Genomic DNA, 7953 nt, shown 5'->3' on the forward strand with positions numbered 1-7953 from the left:
GCCGGGTGCTCCGGCCCGGCCTCCGCTCCCGCTCCGGCCGGTTCGGGCGGCCGGGGCAGCCCCGGGACCATGAACCAGGCGGCCGTGGGGCCCTCCTTGAGCTCCACGGTGTGCCGGCGGTAGTGGTCCGGCTCCACCCAGCGCCCGCCGGCCCGGACGACGTCCTCGTACAGCCGGTCGGAGGCCACGACCACCAGCGGGGCGCCCGGCGCGGCCGCGAGGACGGCCTTCGCGGTGGCGCAGTCGCCCAGCCGGCAGGCCAGGTCGACGGCACGCCCGGAACGGCCGTGCGCGTCGGCCGTGACGGGGCCGATGTGCAGCCCGGCGCGCAGCCGCAGCGGGGTGCTGCGGCCGCGGTTGGCCTCCCGCAGGTTCTGGTGGAGGTACTCCAGCCACTCCCCCAGCACCCGCCGGGGCGGCACCTCGGGCGCCAGCACGCTGAGGATGCCGTCGCCGCGGTCCTCCTGGTAGAGGCGGGACCCGCGGATGCCCGCCTGTTCGAAGGCGGCGCCGGTGACCTCGTAGAGCTTCCGGCGCATCTCGGGTTTCTCGGTGTCGGACAGCAGGCCCGAGCCCTGCGCGTCCACGTTCACGACGAAGCCGTACGCGGCTTCCCCCTCCATCGCTCTCTCCTTCTGTCTGCCGTCCCGCCGGCCGGCCGGTTCCCCGGATGCTGCCGGAGCGGGCGGCCCGTGGCTGTAGCCGTTTACACAGCGCGGGAAACCGCCGTCCTTCTAGGTCTCCGTGCCGTGGGACTGTCCGGCGGCGAGCAGGCGCAGCGGGTCCAGGTCGGCGACGGCGAGCGTGCCGGGGCCGGTGCGGACCAGGCCCTGTTCCCGCAACAGCCGCAGGGCCTTGGCGACGGCCTCGCGGGTGGACCCCACGGACGCGGCCAGTTCGTGCTGCGCGAGGGGCAGCCGCAGGGTCACGGCCTCGTTCTCCGGCCGGCCGGTGCGGTCGGCGAGTTCGACCAGGCGGCCCGCGAGCCGCTGGAGCACCGTCATGGAGGCGAGGGCCCGGCGCTCGTGGTCCGCGCTGCGCAGCCGCTCGGTGAGCTGGCTCATCATCAGTGCGTTGGCGTGCGGCCGGGAGGCCAGGAACCGCCGGAAGCGCTCGCCGGGCACGACGAGTCCGGTCACCGGGCCGAGGGTGCTGACCGAGGCGCTGCGCGGGCGGCCGTCGAGCGCCGCCATGTCGCCCACGGCCTCGCCGGCCCGCCGCAGAGCCAGGATGACCCGGCCGCCGCGCTCGGTGGGCGTCCACACCGTGCACCAGCCGCTGAGCAGGACCACCACGAAGGTCGTGCGGTCGCCCTCCGCGAGGAGGACCTCGTGCGGCGGGTACGCGTGCCGGGCGCCGAGATCCGTCAGCGCCTCGCGGTCCGCCGGGCCGAGACCCGCCAGAAAGGTGCGTTGCTCCCCGAACAGCCCCACCGTCGTCCCCCGACCGCTCGCCCCCGACCGGACCGCAAGCGGAATCCCCAGGCACCCCACCGGTCCGTCCCCGCCCGGCGACGCGCACCAGGAAGGGCTCTCACAGTAGCGCTCCGGGCACACACCGTGCCGTTCGTTACCGGAACGAGAACGATCAGAGCTCGGGGCCGTCCCCGGGCTCCTCCTGGTAGGAGTAGCGCTGTTCGCGCCAGGGGTCGCCGATGTTGTGGTAGCCGCGCTCCTCCCAGAAGCCGCGGCGGTCGGCGGTCATGTACTCCACGCCACGCACCCACTTCGGGCCCTTCCAGGCGTACAGCTGCGGTACGACGAGGCGCAGCGGGAAGCCGTGTTCGGCGGTGAGCAGTTCGCCGTCCTTGTGGGTGGCGAGGATCGAGCGCTCGGAGGCGAAGTCCTCGAGGCGGAGATTGGCGCTGTAGCCGTACTCGGCCCAGACCATGACGTGGGTGACGGCGGGCGCGGGCGGGGCGATCTCCAGGATCGTCCGGGCCGGGACGCCGCCCCATTCGGCGCCGACCATGCTGAACTTCGTCACACAGTGCAGGTCGGCCACGACGGTCGCGTACGGCAGGGCGGTGATCTCCTCGTGGGTCCAGCCGTGCTTCTCGTCGTCGGCGGTGGCCCCGAAGACCCTGAATTCCCAGCGCTCGGGACGGAACTTGGGCACCGGTCCGTAGTGCGTGACGGGCCAGCCCCGCTGCAGTCGCTGTCCCGGCGGGAGATCCGGCTGCGCGGCTTCTCCAGATTCACGCTCCACCGGCTGACCCATGACTCCATCCTGACAGACCCGGGAGCGTGGAACCGACCAGGTCCGCCCCCATTCGGTCAACCGCGGCAATACGGACTAAGCCTGTACTTACTTACTAAGCATGCACTTACTGGACGATCTTCAACACCGGTGCAATCATGCGGCGCAACCCCCCAGTACCCCCCGCCTGGAAGGAGCCTCTGCGATGCAGGGCGACCCCGAGGTCCTCGAATTCCTCAACGAGCAGCTGACCGCCGAGCTCACCGCGATCAACCAGTACTTCCTGCACGCGAAGATGCAGGAGAACTTCGGCTGGACGAAGCTCGCGAAGTACACGCGGCACGAGTCCTTCGACGAGATGAAGCACGCGGAGCTGCTGACCGACCGCATCCTCTTCCTGGACGGCCTGCCGAACTACCAGCGGCTCTTCCACGTCCGGGTGGGCCAGACGGTCACCGAGATGTTCCAGGCGGACCGCCAGGTCGAGGTCGAGGCGATCGACCGGCTGCGGCGCGGCATCGACCTGATGCGCGCCAAGGGCGACGTCACCTCGGCGAACATCTTCGAGGCGATCCTCGCGGACGAGGAGCACCACATCGACTACCTGGACACCCAGCTGGACCTGGTGGAGAAGCTCGGCGAGGCGCTCTACATCGCCCAGCTCATCGAGCAGCCGGAGGGCTAGGCCGTACGGGGCGGCGAACCGGAGGATCGGGCCGTCCGGTGCGTCCGGTACTTCCGGGACGGGAGCCCGGAGGTCAGGCGGCTTCCTCCAGCCGCTCCGGGACCTCGGCGAGTGCGGGGGCGCCCTGGCCCGGCCGCTCGCGCCGCTGGAGGCCGTCCCGGCCGAGCAGCGCCTGGATGCGCCGTACGCAGGACCCGCAGTCGGTGCCCGCCTTGCAGGCCGACGCGATCTGGCGGGGCGTGCAGGCGCCGTCCGCCGCGTGCTTCTTCACCTGTGCCTCGGTCACTCCGAAGCAGTTGCAGACGAACAAGCGGCGCACCTCCCAACGGGATTCATTGGTCATGCCGTCCCGAGGATCGGTGAGGCTAACCTAACCTTACCCGTCGCCTCCGGGCCGGAAAAGTGCAATGGGGCGCGGATCGTATGTGATCCGCGCCCCAGTACACGCTCCGGTAACAGCCGGGAATGCTGTTGATCTGCTACTGGTCCCGGTACATCTCCGCCACCAGGAAGGCCAGGTCGAGGGACTGGCTGCGGTTGAGGCGGGGATCGCAGGCGGTCTCGTAGCGCTGGTGCAGGTCGTCGACGAAGATCTCGTCACCGCCACCCACACACTCGGTCACATCGTCCCCGGTCAGCTCCACATGGATACCGCCCGGATGGGTGCCCAGCGCCTTGTGGACCTCGAAGAAGCCCTTGACCTCGTCCAGCACGTCGTCGAAACGCCGGGTCTTGTGCCCCGAGGCCGCCTCATAGGTGTTGCCGTGCATCGGATCGGTGATCCACGCCACCGTCGCCCCCGACGCGGTGACCTTCTCCACCAGCTCCGGCAGCTTGTCGCGCACCTTGTCCGCACCCATCCGCACGATGAACGTCAGCCGCCCCGGCTCACGCTCCGGATCCAGGCGCTCGATGTACTGCAGCGCCTCCTCGGCCGTCGTCGTCGGCCCCAGCTTGATCCCGACCGGGTTGCGGATCTGCGCGGCGAACTCGATGTGCGCGCCGTCCAGCTGGCGGGTGCGCTCCCCGATCCACACCATGTGCCCCGACACGTCGTACAGGTGCCCGGTGCGCGAATCGGTGCGGGTGAGCGCCGACTCGTAGTCCAGCAGCAGCGCCTCGTGCGAGGCGAAGAACTCGACCGTCTTGAACTCCTCCGGATCGGTGCCGCAGGCGTGCATGAAGTTCAGCGCCTGGTCGATCTCGCGCGCCAGCTGCTCGTAGCGCTGCCCGGAGGGGGAGGTGCGCACGAAGTCCTGGTTCCAGGCGTGCACCTGCCGCAGATCCGCGTACCCGCCGGTGGTGAAGGCGCGCACCAGGTTCAGCGTGGAGGCCGAGGCGTGGTACATCCGCTTGAGGCGCTCGGGGTCGGGGATGCGGGCCTTTTCGTTGAAGTCGAAGCCGTTGACCGAATCCCCCCGGTAGGTGGGCAGGGTCACCCCGTCGCGGGTCTCGGTGCTCTTGGAACGCGGCTTGGAGTACTGCCCCGCGATCCGCCCCACCTTCACCACCGGCACCGACGCCGCGTAGGTGAGGACCGCACCCATCTGGAGCAGGGTCTTGAGCTTGTTGCGGATGTGGTCGGCCGACACCGCATCGAAGGCCTCCGCGCAGTCACCGCCCTGCAGCAGGAACGCCTCGCCCTTGGCGACCGCCCCCAACCGGGCACGCAACTGGTCGCACTCCCCCGCGAACACCAGCGGCGGATACGACTCCAGATCCGCGATCACAGAACGCAGCGCCCCCGCATCGGGATACTCGGGCTGCTGCGCCGCGGGAAGGTCCCGCCAGGTGTTGCCGGCGGTCGGGCTGGAGTTAGCGTTCACGGTCACGAAGTCCACATTACGGGGTCGTGTCGGGCGTCCATTCCCCTGCTCATCAATTGAGACGGGCCGCGCTCGATCGAACGCGCACGGCGACCGGGTGGCGAGCGGGCCGGATGAGTATCGGGTGGGTATAGAGTGCAGCGCATGTTCGCGCATCCGACCCAGCACCAGAACTGGTGGTGGACCGCTCACCCGGCGGCCCACTGACTGCGCGTACCCAAGACGTCGCGAAGGCCGCCCGAGGGGCGGCCTTCGGTGTTTCTGCGACCGGGTCCGTTCCTCTCCGCTCCACGAAGGAAGGAACAGGGACCCATGAACCTGCTCGATCTGCTGGACGACCCCCGTCCGTTCGCCCTGCTGCGCCGCCGTGCGCCGGGCCACCCGGGCGAGGGCGGTGACACCGTCGAGCTGCTGATCGGCCCGGTCAGCGAGCACGAGCGGCTGGCCGACCTGCCCGAGGGCCTGGCCCTCGTCCCCTACCGCCAGATCCGCGAGCGCGGCTTCGACGTCCGCGACGACGGCACCCCGCTCTCGGTGCTCGTCCCGCAGGAGTCGTACGAGCTCCCGCTGGAGCGGGTCCTGGCCGAGCTGCCCGCGCACGACGTGCGGGTCGAGGGCGGGGGCTTCGACGTCGGCGACGAGGAGTACGCGCGGATCGTCGGGCGGGTGCTGCGCGAGGAGATCGGGCGGGGCGAGGGGGCGAACTTCGTCATCCGGCGGACGTACGAGGGGGAGATCCCGGGGTTCGGACGGGCCGACGCGCTGGCGCTCTTCCGGCGGCTGCTGGTGGGCGAGCGGGGGGCGTACTGGACGTTCGTCGTGCACACCGGGGAACGGACGCTGGTCGGGGCGAGCCCCGAGGTGCACGTGCGGATGACCGGCGGGACCGTCGTGATGAACCCGATCAGCGGGACGTACCGCTATCCCGACGCGGGGCCGACGCCCGAGGGACTGCTGGACTTCCTGGCCGACGGCAAGGAGGTCGAGGAGCTCTCGATGGTCGTCGACGAGGAGCTCAAGATGATGTGCACGGTCGGCGACATGGGCGGGGTGGTGATCGGGCCGCGGCTCAAGGAGATGGCCCACCTCGCGCACACCGAGTACGAGCTGCGGGGGAAGTCGTCGCTGGACGTGCGCGAGGTGCTGAAGGAGACCATGTTCGCCGCGACCGTCACCGGGTCGCCGGTGCAGAACGCGTGCCGGGTGATCGAGCGGCACGAGGTCGGCGGACGGGGCTACTACGGGGGCGCCCTGGCCCTGATCGGGCGGGACGCGGGCGGCGCCCAGACCCTCGACTCCCCCATCCTCATCCGCACCGCCGACATCGGCGCCGGCGGACGGCTGCGGGTGCCGGTGGGCGCGACGCTGGTGCGCGGCTCCGACCCGGCGGGCGAGGTCGCCGAGACCCACGCGAAGGCGGCGGGCGTCCTGGCCGCGCTCGGCGTACGCCCCGGACGGCCGCACGGGAACGGGGCGCGCACGCGCCTCGCCGACGATCCGCGGGTGCGGGCCGCGCTGGACGGGCGGCGGGCCTCGCTCGCGCCGTTCTGGCTGCGGATGCAGGAGCCGTCGGCGCAGCGGACGGGCCACGCGTTCGTGGTGGACGGCGAGGACACCTTCACCGCGATGCTCGCGCACCTGCTGCGCTCGTCCGGGCTCGCGGTGACCGTGCGGCGCTACGACGCCGCGGGGCTGCGGGAGGAGGTCCTCGCCCACGAGGGGCCGGTGGTGCTCGGTCCGGGACCGGGCGACCCGTCCGACCTGGCGGACCCGAAGATGGCCTTCCTGCGCGATCTCACCGCGCGGGTGCTGCGCGGGCACCGGCACGGCGTCCTCGGCGTCTGCCTGGGGCACGAGCTGATCGCGGCGGAGCTGGGGCTGGAGACGGTGCGCAAGGAGGTCCCGTACCAGGGCGCCCAGACGGAGGTGGACCTGTTCGGGCGCACGGAGACCGTCGGCTTCTACAACAGCTTCGTGGCGCGCTGCGACGACGAGACCGCCCTCGAACTGGCCGCGCACGGCGTCGAGGTCGCCCGCGGCCGGACGGGCGAGGTGCACGCGCTGCGCGGGCCGGGCTTCGCCGGGGTGCAGTTCCACCCGGAGTCGGTGCTGAGCCTGCGCGGCGCGGACGTCGTGCGGGACCTGCTGGATCAGGTGCGGGCGGGCGCGGGCGCCAGGACGTTCTCGGAGCGGCGGCCCGCCAGGTAGTCGAGGACGTTGCGCACCGTGGCCGCGATGATCTCGCCGACCGCGTCCACGGTGTAGTACGCCTGGTGGGAGGTGACGACGACGTTCGGGAAGGTGACGAGCCGGGCCAGGGTGTCGTCGTCCACGACTTCGAGGGACTTGTCGAGGAAGAAGAGCCCGGCCTCGGCCTCGTACACGTCGAGGCCGACGCCGGTGAAGCGGCCCGCCCGCAGTTCGGCGACGAGGGCCCGGGTGTCGACGAGGCCGCCGCGGCTGGAGTTCACCAGGATCGCGTCGTCCTTCATCGTGCGCAGGGCCGCCGCGTCGAGCAGGTGCTCGGTCTGCGGCAGCAGCGGTACGTGCAGGCTGACCAGGTCGGACTCGGCGAGGAGCCGCTCCTTGGGGACGTACTTCATGCCCAGGTCCAGGCAGGCGGGGTTCTCGGCGGCGTCCCAGCCGAGGAGGTTCATGCCGAAGCCGTGGGCGATACGGGTGAACGCCTCGCCGATCCTGCCGGTGCCGAGGACGCCCACGGTGCGGCCGTGCAGGTCGCGGCCCATCAGCCCGTCGAGGCGGAAGTCGAAGTCGCGGGTGCGGKTGGAGGCGCGGACGATGCGGCGGTTGACGGCCATGGCGAGGGTCCAGGCGAACTCGGCGACGGAGTGCGGCGAGTAGGAGGAGACCCGCGCGACCGTCATGCCGAGGCGCTCGGCGACCGGGAGGTCGATGTTGTTGAAGCCGGTGGAGCGCTGGGTGACCAGCGTGGTGCCGCCGGTCGCGAGGGTCTGCAGGACGCGGCCGCCCAGTTCGCAGTTGACGCTGGTGGAGACGGCCTCGTGGCCGGCGGCGATGGGGGCGGTGTCCTCGTTGAGGAAGACGTCCAGGCAGCGGATGTCGTGGCGGTCCTCGGGGCGGGTCGCCCGGAAGGCCTCTTCCAGGAGGGGGCGCTCGTCGGACTGGACGCCGAAGGCGAGGATCTCCACGGGGCCCTCCGGGGGTTCGGGGGTTCTTGTGTCTACCCTCGCGAATATACGAACCCGGAGAGTTTTCCGCCCC

Annotated in this window: 9 protein-coding genes; 3 read left to right on the forward strand and 6 right to left on the reverse strand. The window is 71.4% G+C overall.

All coding sequences use genetic code 11. The annotated features are described in order from the left end of the window. The 3 genes from FGF04_RS23165 to FGF04_RS23175 all read right to left on the reverse strand — a co-directional run. The coding region (locus tag FGF04_RS23165) for a nucleotidyl cyclase domain-containing protein (protein WP_188114186.1) at nt 1-623 on the reverse strand (623 nt) is incomplete at its 3' end. A 111-nt stretch (nt 624-734) separates the two neighbouring features. Next, nucleotides 735-1433 carry a Crp/Fnr family transcriptional regulator gene (locus FGF04_RS23170; RefSeq protein ID WP_188114187.1) on the reverse strand — a complete coding sequence of 233 codons (699 nt, stop codon included), beginning with the start codon at nt 1431-1433 and terminating at the stop codon, nt 735-737. 154 nt (nt 1434-1587) lie between these two features. Next, entirely contained in the window at nt 1588-2220 is a 633-nt protein-coding gene (locus FGF04_RS23175; protein WP_149513207.1) for a sulfite oxidase-like oxidoreductase, read from the reverse strand. A gap of 184 nt (nt 2221-2404) precedes the next feature. Between FGF04_RS23175 and bfr the strand changes: the two genes are divergently transcribed. Further along, nucleotides 2405-2884, forward strand: coding sequence for a bacterioferritin (bfr, locus tag FGF04_RS23180; protein WP_149513208.1), 480 nt, complete (start codon nt 2405-2407; stop codon nt 2882-2884). A gap of 73 nt (nt 2885-2957) precedes the next feature. On the opposite strand, the gene FGF04_RS23185 is transcribed toward bfr, so the two are convergent. Both FGF04_RS23185 and FGF04_RS23190 read right to left on the reverse strand, forming a co-directional pair. Beyond that, nucleotides 2958-3227, reverse strand: a complete 270-nt coding sequence (locus FGF04_RS23185) for a (2Fe-2S)-binding protein (protein ID WP_149513209.1) — start codon at nt 3225-3227, stop codon at nt 2958-2960. A gap of 136 nt (nt 3228-3363) precedes the next feature. After that, nucleotides 3364-4716: a class II 3-deoxy-7-phosphoheptulonate synthase gene (locus tag FGF04_RS23190; protein ID WP_149513210.1), complete on the reverse strand. Its 1353-nt coding sequence runs from the start codon at nt 4714-4716 to the stop codon at nt 3364-3366. A gap of 138 nt (nt 4717-4854) precedes the next feature. Here FGF04_RS23190 and FGF04_RS42085 point away from each other — a divergent pair, with 138 nt between their 5' ends. Together FGF04_RS42085 and FGF04_RS23200 are read left to right on the forward strand one after the other, a co-directional pair. Beyond that, on the forward strand, nt 4855-4917 hold the full coding sequence (locus FGF04_RS42085) for a trp operon leader peptide (RefSeq protein ID WP_149513792.1): 63 nt from the start codon (nt 4855-4857) through the stop codon (nt 4915-4917). A 105-nt stretch (nt 4918-5022) separates the two neighbouring features. After that, entirely contained in the window at nt 5023-6918 is a 1896-nt protein-coding gene (locus tag FGF04_RS23200; protein ID WP_149513211.1) for an anthranilate synthase family protein, read from the forward strand. Here FGF04_RS23200 and FGF04_RS23205 read toward each other — a convergent pair. Further along, nucleotides 6861-7880, reverse strand: coding sequence for a 2-hydroxyacid dehydrogenase (locus tag FGF04_RS23205; RefSeq protein WP_149513212.1), 1020 nt, complete (start codon nt 7878-7880; stop codon nt 6861-6863). The two genes, FGF04_RS23200 and FGF04_RS23205, sit on opposite strands and share 58 nt — an antisense overlap. Nucleotides 7881-7953: the final 73 nt, after the last annotated feature.

Source organism: Streptomyces apricus, from assembly GCF_008369065.1.
In the GTDB taxonomy this organism is placed as follows: Bacteria; Actinomycetota; Actinomycetes; order Streptomycetales; family Streptomycetaceae; genus Streptomyces; species Streptomyces apricus.